Genomic DNA, 15,157 nt, shown 5'->3' on the forward strand with positions numbered 1-15,157 from the left:
CTGAGCATGTACCGTTGGACCCTGAACAGACGAAACTACACCCCGGGGCCGCACGTCTGAGTACGTTGCCGCCCCGCTTCTACGTTGAGGGGGTCGGAGCCATGGGCCGCGGCCGTCAGAAGGCAAAGCAGACCAAGGTCGCTCGCGCGCTGAAGTACTACAGCCCCGAGACGAACTACAGTGCGCTCGAGCAGGAGCTCACGGGTCACAGCCGTACGGATGTCGTGACGGACTCGCGCTTCGGCGCCGAGCCGGACGACCTCGAGCGCTACGACCAGCGCTACAACGACTGGTCCGACGACCGCTGACGGTCGTCCGCGACACCCCCTCCGCCGTCTCGCACGGACGCACCTGACCTCGACGGCGCCGCCGCCTGCCCGCAGGCGGTGGCGCCGTCGTCGTGCGTCCGCGACGGATCACCCCACCGCGACGTCCGCGACGTCCGCGACGTCCGCGACGGACCATCCCACCGCGAGGTCCTCGGCGGATCGACCCACCGCGCCGTCGCGCCCGCGGGAGAGCAGCCCTGGCCGGGCCGACGCCGCGATCCGCGCGCCGACCCGACCGGGCGGTGATCAGGAGCGGTAGTCCCCGACGAGCCGCACCGCGCCCGCCTGGACGCCCTTGGTGCCGGCGACCAGGTCGCCGTCGGCGAGGTCGCGGGCCGCGTCCGGGTCGAAGGCCTCGACCGTGCCGAGCACCCACGCGGGCACGCCGAGCGCGGCGCACCGCGCCAGGGCGGCGTCGACGCCGTCCGCGCCCACGACCGCGACCATCCCGACGCCGAGGTTGAGGGTGTTCTCGAGGTCGCCGCGCGGGACCCCGCCCAGCTCGTGCACGAGGCGGAACACCGGCGGCACGTCCCAGCTCCCCCGGTCCACGACCCCGACGAGCCCGGCCGGGAGGACGCGCGCGAGGTTCGCGGCCAGTCCGCCGCCCGTGACGTGCGTGAACGCATGGACCTGAGCCGCGTCGTCGGCGGCCAGGGCGAGGCAGTCGCTCGCGTAGACGCGCGTCGGGGTGAGCAGCTCCTCGCCGACGGTGCGGCCGAGCTCGTCCACGTGCCGCTCGAGGCCCCAGCCCGCGTGCTTCAGCACGGCGCGCACGAGCGAGTAGCCGTTCGAGTGGAGACCCGACGACGCCATGGCGACGAGCACGTCGCCCTCGCGCACGCGCTCCGGGCCGAGCAGGGCGTCCGCCTCGACGACGCCCGTCGCCGCGCCCGCGACGTCGTACTCGTCCTCGCCGAGCAGGCCCGGGTGCTCGGCCGTCTCGCCGCCGACGAGCGCGGTGCCGGCGACCTCGCAGGCCGCGGCGATGCCCCGCACGATGCCCGCGATGCGCTCGGGCACGACCTTGCCGCACGCGATGTAGTCGGTCATGAACAGCGGCTTGGCACCCACCACCACGATGTCGTCGACGACCATGCCGACGAGGTCGAAGCCGATCGTGTCGTGCACGTCGAGCGCCTGGGCGATCGCGACCTTGGTGCCGACGCCGTCGGTCGACGTCGCGAGCAGCGGACGGCGGTACGTCGCGACCTCGGAGAAGTCGTAGAGCCCGGCGAATCCGCCGACGCCGCCGAGGACCTGCGGCCCGTGGGTGCGGCGCACGGCGTCCTTCATGAGCTCGACGGCCTTGTCACCGGCCTCGGTGTCGACCCCCGCGGCGGCGTAGGTGAGGCCCGTGCGGGGCGAGTCGGCAGTCATGGTGTCGGCTCCAAAGGTGTCTCGCGGCGCGCGCGCCGGTGGTGCGGAGGGTGCGGGTCAGGGGTGCTGGAGGGCGCCGGCGCCGCCGGCGGTCACCGAGAGGCTGCGCAGCCCGTCCTCGGGCGCCCCGAGCGGGAGCTCTGCCTGCTCGAGGAGGTGCTTGCCGAGCTGGTCGTCCGGCGGCAGCTCGATGGGGTACTTGCCCGTGAAGCACGCCGTGCAGAGCTGGGACGACGGCTGCTCGGTCGCCGAGATCATGCCCTCGGTCGAGATGTAGCCGAGGCTGTCGGCACCGAGCGACTGGCCGATCTCGTGCGGTGACAGGCCGTTCGCGATGAGCTCGGCGCGCGACGCGAAGTCGATGCCGTAGAAGCACGGCCACTTCACGGGCGGCGAGCTGATGCGCACGTGCACCTCCGCCGCGCCGGCCTCACGCAGCATCCGCACGAGCGCGCGCTGCGTGTTGCCGCGCACGATCGAGTCGTCGACGACGACGAGCCGCTTGCCGCGGATCACGTCGCGCAGCGGGTTGAGCTTGAGCCGGATGCCGAGCTGGCGCAGCGTGTCCGACGGCTGGATGAACGTGCGGCCCACGTAGGCGTTCTTCGTGAGCCCCTGGCCGAACGGGATGCCCGACTCGGCGGCGTAGCCGACCGCGGCGGGCGTGCCGGACTCGGGGACCGGGATGACGAGATCCGCCTCGACGGGGTGCTCGCGGGCGAGCTGGCGGCCCATCTCGACGCGCGCCGCGTGCACCGAGCGGCCGTTGATGCTCGTGTCCGGGCGGGCCAGGTAGACGTACTCGAAGACGCAGCCCGCGCGCTCGATGGGCGCGAAGCGCTGCGAGCGCAGGCCCTCCGCGTCGATCGCGATGAGCTCCCCGGGCTCGACCTCGCGCACGAAGGACGCGCCCACGATGTCCAGAGCCGGCGTCTCGCTCGCGACGACCCAGCCGCGCTCGAGGCGGCCGAGCACGAGCGGGCGCACGCCCTGCGGGTCGCGCGCGGCGTACAGCGTGCGCTCGTCCATGAAGACGAGCGAGAACGCACCGCGCAAGCGCGGGAGCACCTCGAGCGCCGTCGCCTCGAGCGTGTGGTCGGCGTCGCCCGCGAGCAGGGCGGTGACGAGCGCCGTGTCTGTCGTGTTGCCGCGCGCGAGCTCGCCGCGGCGCTGGCTCCCGTAGCGCTCGGCGACGAGGTTGACGAGCTCGGCGGAGTTCGTGAGGTTGCCGTTGTGCCCGAGGGCCACGGTCCCGGACGCGGTGGCGCCGAGCGTCGGCTGCGCGTTCTCCCACGTCACGCCGCCCGTGGTCGAGTACCGGCAGTGCCCGACGGCGATGTGCCCCGTCAGGGCGTTGAGGGCCGTCTCGTCGAAGACCTGGGAGACGAGGCCCATGTCCTTGTAGACGAGGATCTGCTCGCCGTTGCTCGTCGCGATGCCCGCCGACTCCTGGCCGCGGTGCTGCAGCGCGTAGAGCCCGAAGTAGGCGAGCTTGGCGACCTCCTCGCCGGGCGCCCAGACACCGAAGACGCCGCAGGCGTCCTGGGGGCCTTTCTCGCCGGGCATGAGGTCGTGGTTGAGAAGTCCATCTCCGCGGGGGGCCACGTACCTCAGTGTCCCACAGCGTGCGGGCGAGGGCGGAAGCGGACGACCAGGCGGACGGCCCCCGGCCGTCGTTCACGGTGGCGTTACGTCGTCCCACCTGTCGGTCGGGGGTTTCGCTGCGTGGGAACGCCGCGCTTGAATCTCGACTTACCCGACCGCGGGGGTCCAGTATGGCCGCCGCGCCGGGCCCGTTCCACCACCGCTCCCGCTCCCTGGGACCCCGACGAAGGACGACACCATGCGACGCCTCCGGACGACGATCACCCTCGCGGCTGCCGCGGCAGCCACCGCCCTGGTCCTCACCGCCTGCGCGCCGACCGCCGTCGACGGGTCGGGCGGGGGCGACGCGAGCGGCGACGGCGGCTCCGACGTCGAGCCCACGACGCTCTCGCTCGTCGGCTTCGCCGTGCCGAAGGCGGGCAACGACGCGGCGCAGGAGCTGTGGGGCGAGACCGAGGACGGCCAGGGCGTGACCTGGGAGACGTCGTACGGCGCGTCCGGCGACCAGAGCCGCGCGGTCGCCGACGGGCTGGAGGCCGACTACGTGCACTTCTCGCTCGAGGGCGACGTGACGCGCCTCGTCGACGCGGGCCTCGTCGCCGAGGACTGGAACGCGGGCGAGAACCAGGGCATCGTCAGCCAGTCCGTCGTCGTGCTCGTGGTGCGCGAGGGCAACCCGAAGAACATCCAGAGCTGGGAGGACATCGTCCAGCCCGGCGTCGAGATCGTCACCCCGAACCCCGGCTCGTCGGGCTCGGCCCGCTGGAACATCCTCGCCGGGTGGGGCAGCGTCATCGCGAACGGCGGCTCCGAGGAGGACGCGACCGAGTACCTGCGGAAGTTCTTCACCAACGCGGTGGCGCTGCCCGGCAGCGGCCGCGACGCGACGACGGCGTTCACCTCCGGCACCGGCGACGTCCTGCTCTCCTACGAGAACGAGGCGATCCTCGCGCGGCAGAACGGCGAGACGTTCGACTACGTGGTCCCCGACCAGACGCTCCTCATCGAGAACCCCGCCGCGGTGACGGTCGACGCCGACCCCAAGGCGCAGAGCTACCTCGACTTCGTCCTCACGCCCGAGGGCCAGGAGGCGTTCGCGCACGTGGGCTTCCGCCCCCTGACCGGGGACGTCGACTTCGAGGTCGAGGGCGCCAACGACCCGAGCGACCCGTTCCCCACCGTCCCGACGCTCCTCACCATCGCCGACGACTTCGGCGGCTGGTCGGCCACGAACGACAAGTTCTTCGGCGACGAGGGCCTCGTGACCAAGATCCAGGCCGAGACCGGGAAGCAGTGACCCGTGTCCTCGACCCTCGCTGAACGACCGGGCCGGGCGGCGCGCGAGCGCCGCCCGGCCTCGGCCGCGCCTCCCGGCCGCACGCGCCGTCGGGCGCCCAACGGCCCCTACCGGCTCACGGCGACCTCGGGCCTCGGGCTCGGCGTCGCGCTCGTGTGGTTCTCGGCCCTCGCCCTCGTCCCGCTGATCGCGGTGCTCGTCGAGACGTCCGTCGGCGGCTGGCCGGCCTTCGTCGCCGCCGTGACGCAACCGCAGACCGCCGCGGCGCTGACCCTCACGGTCACGCAGGCGCTCGCCGTGACCGCCGTCAACGTCGTCATGGGCACGCTCGTCGCGTGGGTCCTCGTGCGCGACCGGTTCCCCGGCAAGCGGCTCCTCGAGGTGCTCATCGACATCCCGTTCGCGCTCCCCACGATCGTCGCCGGTCTCGTGCTGCTCGCGCTGTACGGGCCGTCGGGGCCGCTGGGGATCGACGTCGCGAACACGCGCGCCGCCGTCTTCCTCGCGTTCCTGTTCGTCACGCTGCCCTTCGTGGTGCGCAGCGTGCAGCCCGTGCTCGCCGAGCTCGACCGGGACGTCGAGGAGGCCGCCGCGTCGCTCGGCGCGACGCGGGCCACGACCTTCCGCCGCGTCGTCCTCCCGGCCCTCGCGCCCGCGATCACCGCGGGCGCCGCGCTGTCGTTCGCGCGCGCGATCAGCGAGTACGGCGCGCTCGTCCTGCTCTCCGGGAACCTGCCGATGCGCACCGAGGTGGGCTCCGTGCGCATCCTCAGCTACCTCGAGAACGGCCAGCCGGAGCAGGCGGCGGCCGTCGCGTCGGTGCTCCTCCTCGTCTCGCTGCTCGTCATCGCGACGATCCAGCTCCTCCAGCGCAGGGCGGCCCGCCGTGGATAGCTCTCCCTGGGTGCGCCGCACGCTGCGCGCCGTCGTGGTCGTCTACCTCGTGCTGCTCGTCGGGTGGCCGGTCTCGCTCGTCGTGCGCGGCGCGTTCGCCGACGGGCTCGAGACGTTCCAGCGGGCCCTCGCCGACCCGTCCGTCGTCTTCGCGCTCCAGCTCACCGCCGCCGTCGCGGTGCAGGTCGTGCTGATCAACACCGTGTTCGGCGTCGGGATCTCGATGCTCATCGTCCGGTACGACTTCCCGGGCAAGGCGCTCCTCAACGCCCTGCTCGACCTCCCGCTGTCCGTCTCCCCGATCGTCGTCGGGCTCTCGCTCGTCCTCGTGTACGGGAAGAACGGCTGGTTCGGCGGCGCCCTCGAGGACGCCGGGCTCCAGGTGATCTTCGCGCCGCCGGGCATCGTCCTCGCCACCGCGTTCGTGTGCCTCCCGCTCGTCATCCGCGAGGTCGTGCCGGTCCTCACGGAGCTCGGCACCGACGAGGAGCTCGCCGCGACGAGCCTCGGGGCGAGCCGCCTCCAGACGTTCCGGCGCATCACCCTGCCGGCGATCCGGTGGGCCGTCGTCTACGGGGTCGTGCTCACCCTCGCGCGCGCCCTCGGCGAGTTCGGCGCGGTCAAGGTCGTCTCCGGCAACTTCGAGGGCCGCACGCAGACGTCCACGCTGCTCGTCGAGCAGCGGTACCAGGACTTCGAGCAGGGCACCGCCTACGCCGTCGCGTTCCTCCTCGCGTCGGTGTCCGTCGCGTGCATCGTCGCCGTGACGTTCCTGCGCTCCGACGACGCCGCCGGCCCCCGCCCCCGCCGCTCCCCCCGCACCGTCAGGTCCACCCGCACCGCCGCCCCCACGGAGGCCGACGCATGAGCATCGAGATCCGCAACGTCCGCAAGACCTTCGGCGACTTCGTCGCGCTCGACGACGTCTCCGTCTCCGTGCCGACCGGCCGCCTCACGGCCCTGCTCGGCCCGAGCGGCGGCGGCAAGTCCACGCTGCTGCGCGTCGTCGCCGGGCTCGAGGTGCCGGACTCCGGCCAGGTCGAGATCGAGGGCCGCGATGCCACGAAGCTGCCCGCGCGCCGCCGCAACGTGGGCTTCGTCTTCCAGCACTACGCGGCCTTCAAGCACCTGAGCGTCGCGCGGAACGTCGCGTTCGGGCTCGAGATCCGCCGCACGCCGAAGGCCGAGATCGCCGAGCGCGTCGACGAGCTCCTGCGGCTCGTACACCTCGAGAGCTTCGCGCACCGGCTGCCGTCGCAGCTCTCCGGCGGGCAGCGCCAGCGCATGGCGCTCGCCCGCGCGCTCGCGATCCGCCCGAGCGTCCTCCTGCTCGACGAGCCGTTCGGTGCGCTCGACGCGAAGGTCCGCAAGGAGCTGCGCGACTGGCTGCGCCGCCTGCACGACGAGATCCCCGTGACCACGGTCTTCGTCACGCACGACCAGGAGGAGGCGCTCGAGGTCGCGGACGAGATCGTCGTCGTCAACGAGGGCCGCATCGAGCAGGTCGGCACGCCCGACGACCTCTACGACCGCCCCGCGAACGACTTCGTCATGGGCTTCCTCGGCCCGGTCACGCGCCTCGGCGGCGTCCTCGTGCGACCGCACGACGTGCACGTCGAGGTGCTGCCGGACGGCGGGGCGAGCCTCGACCCGTCGGCGCACCGGGGCGTCGCGATCGGGGACACGGCGGACGCGGCGGGCGTGACCGGCGTCGTCACGCGGACGACGCGCGTGGGGTTCGAGGTGCGCGCAGAGGTGACCGCGGGCGACGAGGTGGTGTCCGTCGTCGTGACCCGCGCGGAGGCGCGGACGCTGGGCCTGGCGCCCGGCGTGGCGGTGCGGCTCTCCCCCGCCGCCGGCGCCCCGACCGGTACGGCGTCCGAGCCGGCGGACCGGCGCGTGGCCGAGCCGCTCGTCGGCTGAGCGGTCAGCGGCGCCCGCGCAGGCTGCGGCGGTCGGCGACGACGGCCCACACGCCCGCGACCGCGGCGCCGAGCGCCGCGCACGTCACGAGGATGACCGTGAAGTAGACGCCGGGCTTGAAGACCGGCGCCGCGGCGGGCGACTGGAGCCACGCGCCACCGATGCCCAGGCCGAGGACCGTGCCCAGGAGGATGCCGACCGTGAAGAACGCGCGGTAGCGGGGGGCGCGGCGGACGGTCGCCGGGTCGACCACGGACTCGATCTCGACCTCCTCGCCACCCGCGGAGGCGGTGTCGTCGGACGCCGCGCCGGGCGTCTCGTCCGCCCCCGTCCCCGGCCCGGCGGCCTCGGGCTCAGCGCCCCCGGGCTCAGCGGCCTCGGACCCGGCCTCGGACCCGGCCTCGGGGCGCGCGGCGTCGGGCACGAAGGCGTCGGGCACGACGGCGTCGGGCGCGGCGGACGGGTCTGGGGTCGTGCCGTCGGGCACGCGGGACTGCTCGGAGCTCACGAGCACGACCCTACCCGCGCTCCCTGGGACTCCCCGCAGAGTCCTCGCCCCGGACGCACCGCGACCCGGGCCCGTCGGACGGGACCCGGGTCGCGGGACGTGGCGTCGCCTCCACGGCGGCGCCGCGCGACGTCAGGCAGGCGTCAGCCGCAGGTCTGTCCCTCGAAGGGGATCTCGTACTCCTGCGTCACGCCGTCGAGCGTCGCGGTCACGGTGACCGTCCCGCCCTCGACCGACGTGGCCCGGGTGTTGAACGACTGGTAGGCGTTCTTGCCCGGCTGGAGGTTCGGGAACCGCTTGGAGCCGTAGGGCGTCTCGAGGACGACCTCGACCGGCGCGTCCTCGCCGTTGGTGGCGCGGACCGCGAGGTGGACGAACTTGCCGGTGCAGCGCGCGGTGGCCTCGAGGTTCACGAGCTCCACCGTCGGGGCCGCGGCCTCGACCGTGACGGGGATGCGCGCCGTCGTGCCGCTCGGCGACGCGACGACCCACAGGTCGTACTCGCCCGCCGCGGCGTCGGCCGGGACCGTCGCCGTCAGGGTCGCCGCCCCGCCCGTCACCGTGGCGGTGCCCGCCGCGGTGCCCGGGTTCGCCGGGTCGAACGTGGCGTCCGCGGCGACGAGGTACCCGTCCACCGACGTGTTCGTCGGCGACCCGAGCGACGTGAGGTTCAGGCCCGAGAGCCCCATGCTCACCTCGGAGCCCGCCGTCACGGTGCCGGGCAGCTCGTTGACGACCACGCGCGAGCGGTCGAACGACGGCGACACCGGCGAGCTCTGCTGCAGGTACGCGATCCACGCGTCCCGGTCGACCAGACCGGAGTCGCGCGGGTCGGTGCCGTCCGTGAACACGCGGAAGTTGTCGCCCCCGGTGGCCAGGAACGAGAACGTCGCGACGCGGTACTCGCCGGCGGGGTCGATCGGCTCGCCGTCGATCGTCACGGACGAGACGTTGCTCCCCGGCGCCGCGTTCGGGTCGGCGGTGCTCGCCGTCCACGACACGTTGTCGGAGAGGCCCAGGGCGAGGTACGGGCGCGACGGGCGGTTGCCGTTCGCGTCCGTCTGCCACTGCTGCTCGAGCATCTCGACGACCTGCTCGCCCGTGAGGGTCACGGTCCACAGGTTGTTGACGAACGGCAGGACCGCGTTGGCCTCGGCGTACGTGATGACGCCGTCGTCGCCGTGCAGCAGCTCGGCGCGCAGCCCGCCCGGGTTGACGACGCCGATGTCCGCACCGCCGCGCGCCGGGTCGGAGAGCGTCGCGAGGAGCGAGTCGGCGACGAGGTTGCCGAGCGTCGACTCCGAGGCGCGGTCGTCACGCCCGGAGGTCGGGTCCGGGCCGGAGCCCACGTACGTCCCGCCGGGGCCCGTGTACGAGCCGCCCGCGAACGCGGTCGTGATGTCCGCGGTGACCTCGCCGATCGGCTGCGCGCCGATGATCTCGGCCTGCTGGAGCGCCGCGTCGACGATCGTCTTGACCTCCGCGACGCGCGGGTACGTCGCGACCAGGGTCGCGTCCTCCGCCTTCGTGCGGGCCACGTTCTGCGCCGTGTACGCCGTGACCTCGTGGGTCGCGGTGTCCACGGTGAGCGACACGTGCCCGATGAACTCGCCGTAGTTGCCGGTCTGGACGATCGGGCGGGTCTTGCCCGGGACGCCCGGGACGGGCGCGTCCCACGCGTACTGCTTGTGGGTGTGGCCCGTGAAGATCGCCGCGACGCGCGCGTCGGTCCCGTCGACGATGTCCGCGAAGGCGCCGCCCGCGGCGACCTCCTCCTCGAGCGTCGCGCCGTCGGGCGTGCCCGCGGACGCACCCTCGTGGACGAGGCCCACGACGACGTCCGCCTCGCCGTTCGCCGGGTCGCCGTCCTGGAGCTGGGCGGTGACGCGGTTGAGCGCCTCGACGGGGTCCCCGAACTCGACGTCGGCGATGCCCGACGGCGTGACGAGCGTCGGGGTCTCCTCCGTCACGACGCCGACGAAGCCGACGTCGAGGCCGTCGATCTCGACGACCTGGTACTCCGGCAGCGCCGGGTTCGTCGTGCCCTTGTCGTAGACGTTCGCGCCCAGGTAGGCCCAGTCGGCCTCGTCGGTGACCCGACCCGTGAGGTCGTCCATGCCCTGGTCGAACTCGTGGTTGCCCACCGCGGACGCCGCGAGGTCGAGCGCGTTCAGCACGTCAATCGTCGGCTGGTCCTCCTGGAGCGCCGACGCGAACAGCGAGGCGCCGATGTTGTCGCCCGCCGAGACGAAGGCCGTCCCGTCGGGGTTCGCCGCGCGCAGTTGCTCGATCGTGCCCGCGAACTTCACCGTGTTGGCGTCGATGCGACCGTGGAAGTCGTTGATCGCCAGCAGGTCCAGCTGCGTGGTGCCGGGCTCGGTGGCGCCGAGCTGGAGGCCCACGAGGACGGGGTCGTGGTCGGACGACCGGAACGGCGTCGGGTCGTAGAGGATCGACGCGTTGTAGTTGTACCGGCTGTACTCGTTGGCGATCGGCTCGACCGAGTTGATGTTCCACACGTCGGTGCCGGTGACTGCGTCCGCCGCGGCCGACGACGCGAACACGTGGTCGAGCGACCCGACGTACCCGTCGAACAGGTAGGTGTGCTCGCCCGTCGACGCACCGAGGTCGGTGTAGCCGGCGTCCTTGAGCACCTGCAGCGGGTCCTCCTGCTCGTAGGAGTTGAAGTCGCCCGCGAGCAGGACCTTGTCCGTCCCGGCGTCGGCCGCGACGTCCTCGGCGAAGGCGACGAGCGCCGTCGCCTGGCCCACGCGCGCCTTGTTGTACGCGCCCTGGCCGTCGCCGGTGTCCTTCTGGTCGGCGGGCGCGGAGTCGCTGCCGCCCTTCGACTTGAGGTGGTTCGCGACGACGAGCACGTCGTCGCTCGCCGCGTCGTCACCCTCGGTGATCCCGCCCGCGGGCTGGAAGACCTGGGCGAGGGGCTCGCGCGCGTTCGAGAACGCCGGGTCGTCGAGCAGGATCACGGAGTCGCCGACCGGCTCGGCCTCGGCCACCTGGTAGATGTACGCGAGGCGGATGACGTCCTCGTCCGTCGGCACGGCGGCCGGGGACGGGACGAACGCCCACTCCTCCGCGCCCGCGGCCGCGTTGAGCGCGTCCACGAGGTCCGACAGCGCCTGGTCGCGGTCCTTGCCGAACGGCTCGGAGTTCTCGATCTCCATGAGCGCGACGACGTCCGCGTCGAGGGCGTCGATCGCCGCGACGATCTTCGTCTGCTGCCGCTCGAGGTTCGCGGCGTCCGCCGCGCCGCGCGCGTCGCAGCCCGTGCGGACCGTGATCGGGTTCCCGGCGCGGTCCGTGTAGAACTGGCAGCCCGCGACCTGGTCGCCCGTGGTCGTGAAGTAGTTGAGCACGTTGAACGTCGCGACGGAGAGGTCGCCCCCGACCTCGGCCGGCGCGTCCTCCCGCGTGTTCTCGAACGTGACCGGCTGCACCGTGGCGGCGTTGCCGCCGTCGCCCGCGGTGAGCTGCGTGCGCGGCTGGAACGTCCAGGCGTCGAACCGGTAGTCGAGGATGACCGGCGTCGTGAACGACACGGCCGCACCCACGCGCGCCGGTGCCCCGCCCGTGAGGTACGGGAGCGGGACGCCCTTGTTCGCCGTGTTGTTGAAGTTCGTCGTGGCGCCGTCGTCGAGCACCACGGCCCGCGCGGCACGGTCCGCGACGGCGGCCGCCGCCTCCGCGCTGCCCGGCCGCCCGGCCGACGTCGGCTGGACGAACGGGTCCGTCCCCGCCGCGAGCACGAACGACCCGTAGTAGTTCGTGTCGTAGTTGTCCGCGACGACGTAGTCGCCCGCCGGCTGCACGAGCATGCCCTCGAGGACCTCGCGCTCGGCGTCGGTCGCCGGGAACGCGACGTTCGCGGGCTTGACGTCCTGCGCCGCCTCGTCGAGCACGGTCCAGCCGCCCGCCGCGGGCGTGATCTGGGTGAGCGTGAAGTACTCGGACACCGCGCCCGTCACCTCGACGTGGTCGCCGACCGCCACCGCGGCCGCGCCCGCCTTCGAGTAGACGAAGATCGCGTCCGACGCCGTGTGCGACGCGTCGAGGTCGCCGCCGGTGCCCTCGGTCTGCAGGTAGAAGCCGTCGTAGCCGCCCGTGGGGTACGTCGCGGTGACGACGCCGCGCGTGGTGACCGTCTGCCCGACGAGCGGGCTCGCCGCGCCCGTGCCCTGGATCTCCGCGATCGGGACGACCTCGCCCGGCTCGGGGCCCGGGCCGCCGCCGTCGTCACCGCTGTTCTGCGGCGTGACGGTGCTGGAGAGCGTGAGGTCCTTGCTGTTGTCGTCCGAGTCGGCGTACCCGGTCCGGTTGATCGACGCGGGCACGTTGTTGGCCGACGGCGCGGGGCCCACGGCCGTCTCGAACGTGTTCGAGGTGCCGTACCCGATGAGGTCGACGACGTTCGCGGCGCCCGCGGCGTTCCCCGCCGGCAGCGTCACCGGGGAGGTCGACCGCACGAGCGCGAGGGTGCCCGTCGTGCCCGACGGGTTGAGACCGCCCGTCGCGTCGGGCGTGGGCAGCTCGGCGCCGTTCGAGCCGTTCGACCCGCCCTGCACCAGGTAGTAGCCCCCGGGGGCGACCGAGCCGGTCAGCGCGGTCACGCCCGTGAAGGCGCCCGTGCTCGTCGCGGAGCGGTACTGCAGCGACATCCCGGAGAGGTCAATCGCCGCCTGCGTGGGGTTGTACAGCTCGACGAACTTGTGGGTGTACGGGGCGTTGGCGCTGCCGCCGCTCAGGTAGGCCTCGTTGATGACGAGGCCCGACCCGTCGGGCGCCGCGCTCGCGGCGGTGGCCGCCGCGACGGAGAACGGCACGGCGAGGGCCACGGTCAACGTGCCCGCCACCACCCTCCGTCGCCGCAGGTGCTGGTGGTCGGTCACGCTGACTCCTTCATCTCGTGCGGACGGCCGGGCAGCAGCTCGCGCGTTCCCGTGGGTCGGGGACGTCCCTCGGACGGGGCTACGCCCTGCCTCCGCGGGACATCGCACCCCACCTGGATGAACGTGCGGTTGCTGCCGTGTCACCGTCACGAGAACGCCAGCGCACGTCGTCGTGCCGCGAGCGCCCGCGCGGACGGCGGCCGGTCATCCTGGGACGCTAGTCCCCCGTCCGGCGCTCCGCCAGACCGGCCCCCAGAACGTTACCCACCGGTAACACGCTCGCCGCCCGCGAGCGGATGCCGAGGCCCCCACCGGAGTGGTCAGCGCGGCCGGGCCGCCTGGAGCGGGAGCAGGAAGGAGATGTCGGAGCGCTCGCCCGACGCGCGGACGCGCCCGTCCGCGACGGCGTCGGGCCAGGCGACGGCCCCCGTCACGAGGCCCAGCCACGTCTGCGGGTCCGTCTCGACGACGTTCGGCGGCGTCCCGCGCGTGTGCCGCGGGCCCTCGACCGCCTGGACGGCCCCCGCGGGCGGTACGCGCACCTCGACCGTGTGCCCGGGCGCGACGTCGGCGAGCTCCTCGAGCGTGAACCGCACGGCCGTCGTCACGGCACGGCGGTCGGTGGGGTCGTCGCGCCACGTCGCCAGGGCGAGGCGGCCGGCGGCGGGGTCGGTACGGCGTCGGGCAGGCACGAGGACCAGCCTAGGCCGCGCAGCCCGGCGTCAGCCGACGGTGAACCGGACGCGGCGCCCGGGCACCGACGCCTCGCGCAGCGTGGCGCGCACCGGGTCGCCGAGCGGGAGGTCCGCCCCCTCGACGGGGGCGCGCACCGCGGGGTCGGCGAGGACCACCTGGCCGCGCCGTGCCCCGCCCGCCTCGTCGGCGTCCTCGCGCTCGAGACGACGGGCGCGCTCGCGGTCGTCCTCGACGTCGACCACGACGCCGTCGAACTCCTCGCCCTCGCGGCCGGTGAGCAGCGCGGCCTCGACGACGTCGACGATCGCGCGCTCGTACCCGCTCGCGCGCTGGCCCGTGCGGGCCATGGTGCGCGGGAGACCGGGCAGGGCGTCGAGCACCCACCGCGGCACGTCCTCCCCCGTGCACAGCGCGAGGCACACCTCGGTGCCGTAGCGGTCCACGAGCCGGCGCAGGGGCGCGGTGACGTGCGCGTACTCCGCGCCGATCGCGGCGTGCGCCGCGTCGTCGGGCACGCCGGGCTCCTGGCCCGTGCCGCCGAACGCCTCGTACGACGCGCCCCGGAACAGCGACGTCGCCTCGTTGAGGAACGCGGCGTGGCGCGGGACGCGCGAGTCGAGCGTCGGGACGAGCTCGGCGTACGGCGTCTCGCGCGGCCAGTCGATGCCGAGCGCGCGGGCCGTGCGGCGCAGGCGCGCGAGGTCGCGCGGGTCGGCCTCCGGCAGCGCGCGGAAGACGCCGACACCCCCCGCGCGCATGATCCGCGCCGCCGCGATGCCCGTGAGCAGCGACACCTGCGCGTTCCAGGCCTCTACCGGGAGGGTCGAGCGGAACTCGAGGCCGAACGAGCCGTCGTCGCGCGTGACGATCTCCTGCTCCGGGACCTCGAGCGACACACCGCCGCGCTCGCGCTCGCGCGCGAGCCGCAGCTCGCCCACCTCGCGGAGCAGCAGGAGGGGGTCGCCGGTGTCGTCCCCGGCGGGACGAGCGTCGATCCGGGCCTGCGCCTCGTCGTAGGTGAGGCGCTGCGTCGAGCGCACGACGGCGCGCCGCACCCTCGCGTCGAGGATCTCGCCGCGGGCGTCGAGCACGACGCGCCAGGCCGCGGCCGGGCGGTCCTCGCCCGGCAGGAGGCTCGCCGCGCCCTCGGACAGCACGGCCGGGTGCAGCGGGGTGCGGCCGTCGGGCGCGTAGAGGGTCGTGCCGCGCTCGTGGACCTCGGCGTCGATCGCGCCGCCCGGCACGACGAACGCGCCGACGTCGGCGATCGCGTAGCGCACGACGAACGCGGCGCCCGCCGGGTCGCCCGGCGCTCCCCCGGCCCGCTCGAGGTGCAGCGCCTGGTCGAGGTCCATCGAGCCCGGCGGGTCGATCGTGACGAACGGGACGTCGCGCAGGTCGACGCGCCCCGGACCGGGCACCGCGCGGTCCTCGCGCACGACCTCCTCGGCCTCGGCGAGCACCCCGTCCGGGAAGCTCTCCGGTACCTCCATCTCGCGGCGCAGCGCCGCGAGCGCGTCGGTGACCAGCGCGGCGGTGCTCGGGGCGGAGGGCTCGGGTCGCGCGAGGCGCAGGTGACGGGCGGGCACGAGCCCGACCCTACCCACCCGTCGCCGGGGAC

General features: G+C 74.0%; 11 protein-coding genes. 5 read left to right on the forward strand and 6 right to left on the reverse strand.

The genetic code is table 11. From position 1 onward, the window contains the following. Positions 1-101 precede the first annotated feature (101 nt). On the forward strand, positions 102-308 hold the full coding sequence (locus MT994_RS07350; protein ID WP_021482112.1) for a DUF3073 domain-containing protein: 207 nt from the start codon (positions 102-104) through the stop codon (positions 306-308). A 267-nt stretch (positions 309-575) separates the two neighbouring features. On the opposite strand, the gene purM is transcribed toward MT994_RS07350, so the two are convergent. After that, positions 576-1,709, reverse strand: coding sequence for a phosphoribosylformylglycinamidine cyclo-ligase (gene purM / locus MT994_RS07355; protein WP_354805730.1), 1,134 nt, complete (start codon positions 1,707-1,709; stop codon positions 576-578). Between the two features lie 57 nt (positions 1,710-1,766). Then, on the reverse strand, positions 1,767-3,314 hold the full coding sequence (purF, locus tag MT994_RS07360; RefSeq protein WP_031315107.1) for an amidophosphoribosyltransferase: 1,548 nt from the start codon (positions 3,312-3,314) through the stop codon (positions 1,767-1,769). Between the two features lie 238 nt (positions 3,315-3,552). Between purF and MT994_RS07365 the strand changes: the two genes are divergently transcribed. The 4 genes from MT994_RS07365 to MT994_RS07380 are packed head-to-tail and all read left to right on the forward strand — an operon-like array spanning position 3,553 to position 7,428. Next, the gene (locus MT994_RS07365) at positions 3,553-4,611 is read left to right on the forward strand and encodes a sulfate ABC transporter substrate-binding protein (protein ID WP_034653459.1); all 1,059 of its coding nucleotides are present in this window, start codon (positions 3,553-3,555) and stop codon (positions 4,609-4,611) included. A gap of 3 nt (positions 4,612-4,614) precedes the next feature. Further along, on the forward strand, positions 4,615-5,505 hold the full coding sequence (cysT, locus tag MT994_RS07370) for a sulfate ABC transporter permease subunit CysT (RefSeq protein ID WP_354805732.1): 891 nt from the start codon (positions 4,615-4,617) through the stop codon (positions 5,503-5,505). Then, entirely contained in the window at positions 5,498-6,373 is an 876-nt protein-coding gene (locus tag MT994_RS07375) for a sulfate ABC transporter permease subunit (protein WP_114552656.1), read from the forward strand. Before cysT ends, MT994_RS07375 begins: the two co-directional genes overlap by 8 nt. Continuing rightward, complete coding sequence (locus MT994_RS07380) at positions 6,370-7,428, forward strand: TOBE-like domain-containing protein (RefSeq protein WP_354805734.1); 1,059 nt, start codon at positions 6,370-6,372, stop codon at positions 7,426-7,428. Before MT994_RS07375 ends, MT994_RS07380 begins: the two co-directional genes overlap by 4 nt. Positions 7,429-7,432: 4 nt before the next feature. Here the strand turns inward: MT994_RS07380 and MT994_RS07385 are convergent, their stop codons facing one another. From MT994_RS07385 to MT994_RS07400, 4 genes are all read right to left on the reverse strand, one after another. Then, complete coding sequence (locus MT994_RS07385) at positions 7,433-7,936, reverse strand: hypothetical protein (RefSeq protein ID WP_354805735.1); 504 nt, start codon at positions 7,934-7,936, stop codon at positions 7,433-7,435. Positions 7,937-8,079: 143 nt separating this feature from the next. Further along, entirely contained in the window at positions 8,080-12,840 is a 4,761-nt protein-coding gene (locus MT994_RS07390; protein ID WP_354805737.1) for an ExeM/NucH family extracellular endonuclease, read from the reverse strand. 320 nt (positions 12,841-13,160) lie between these two features. Beyond that, positions 13,161-13,532 carry a sterol carrier family protein gene (locus MT994_RS07395; protein ID WP_194521912.1) on the reverse strand — a complete coding sequence of 124 codons (372 nt, stop codon included), beginning with the start codon at positions 13,530-13,532 and terminating at the stop codon, positions 13,161-13,163. Positions 13,533-13,562: 30 nt separating this feature from the next. Then, positions 13,563-15,125, reverse strand: a complete 1,563-nt coding sequence (locus tag MT994_RS07400) for an RNB domain-containing ribonuclease (RefSeq protein ID WP_346773826.1) — start codon at positions 15,123-15,125, stop codon at positions 13,563-13,565. Positions 15,126-15,157: the final 32 nt, after the last annotated feature.

The sequence above is a fragment of the Cellulosimicrobium sp. MI9406 genome (assembly GCF_040595865.1).
Lineage (GTDB): Bacteria > Actinomycetota > Actinomycetes > Actinomycetales > Cellulomonadaceae > Cellulosimicrobium > Cellulosimicrobium funkei.

What these genes read in the sequence shown, in the direction of transcription:
- MT994_RS07365 (WP_034653459.1), top strand. Translation starts at nt 3,553, where the DNA reads ATGCGACGCCTCCGGACGACGATCACCCTCGCGGCTGCCGCGGCAGCC.
- MT994_RS07380 (WP_354805734.1), top strand. Translation starts at nt 6,370, where the DNA reads ATGAGCATCGAGATCCGCAACGTCCGCAAGACCTTCGGCGACTTCGTC.
- purM (WP_354805730.1), bottom strand. Translation starts at nt 1,709, where the DNA reads ATGACTGCCGACTCGCCCCGCACGGGCCTCACCTACGCCGCCGCGGGG.
- MT994_RS07350 (WP_021482112.1), top strand. Translation starts at nt 102, where the DNA reads ATGGGCCGCGGCCGTCAGAAGGCAAAGCAGACCAAGGTCGCTCGCGCG.